Here is an 875-nt window from a genome sequence, read left to right on the forward strand (position 1 = left end):
AACTGATCGTTTCAGAATGAGGTCCGCAGGCGGCGGAGGCATATGAGGCTGCAAGCCAGTTCGAGCAGGCCCTGATGGAGATCGGCCCGTCGCTCGTAGCGGATGCGGAGCCGTTTGAACTGGTGCAGCCAGGCGAAGGCCCGCTCGACGACCCAACGCACCTTGCCCAGTCCGGAACCGTGGGCGACTCCGCGTCGTGCGATCAGCGGCTTGATCCCGCGCTTTCGCAGCAGGCGGCGGTACTTGTCGAAGTCGTAGCCCCGGTCCGCGTACAGACGTCGGGGCTTGCGCCGGGGGCGTCCCCGCCGGCCACGAATCGATGGGACGGCGTCCAGCAGAGGCAGGAGCTGGGTGACGTCGTGGCGGTTCCCGCCGGTCAGCGTCACGGCGAGCGGGGTTCCATGACGGTCGACGATCAGGTGGTGCTTGGAGCCGGAACGGGCGCGATCGACGGGTGAGGGACCGACGTGATCCCCCCCTTGAGGGCCCGGACATGCGACCCGTCCACGGAACAGTCGTCCAGGTCCAGCAGGTCGGCGCGGCGAAGCTCGGCCAGCAGGGCGGCGTGCAGGCGTGGCCAGACACCGGCCTCGGTCCAATCCCGCAGCCGGCGCCAGGCCGTCACTCCGGAGCAGCCCACGGTCTCTGCGGGAACATCGCGCCACGCGACACCGGTCCGCAGCACGTACATGACACCGGCTAGTGCCGCCCGGTCGGGAACACGCAGCCGCCCGGGGTGGCGGCGGCGGCGCTCGGGAGCGGGCGGCAGCACCGGGGCCACCCGCTCCCACAAGTCATCAGGAACAAGATCAGCACGCACCCGGACACCCTGCCGACCAAGATCGCTGAACACAAGACCCACGGCTCAGCTCATT

1 protein-coding gene is annotated in these 875 nt (G+C 69.4%); it reads right to left on the reverse strand.

Annotated features, from left to right (window positions below; all coding sequences use genetic code 11):
- Nucleotides 1-11: 11 nt before the first annotated feature.
- A protein-coding gene (locus tag IEZ01_RS34450) for an IS5 family transposase (RefSeq protein ID WP_189205740.1) occupies nucleotides 12-820 on the reverse strand; the annotation gives its coding sequence in 2 pieces (ribosomal slippage) (nucleotides 12-481 and nucleotides 481-820; 810 coding nt in all).
- Between the last annotated feature and the right edge of the window lie 55 nt (nucleotides 821-875).

It is taken from the genome of Streptomyces purpureus, from assembly GCF_014648195.1.
GTDB lineage: Bacteria > Actinomycetota > Actinomycetes > Streptomycetales > Streptomycetaceae > Streptomyces > Streptomyces purpureus.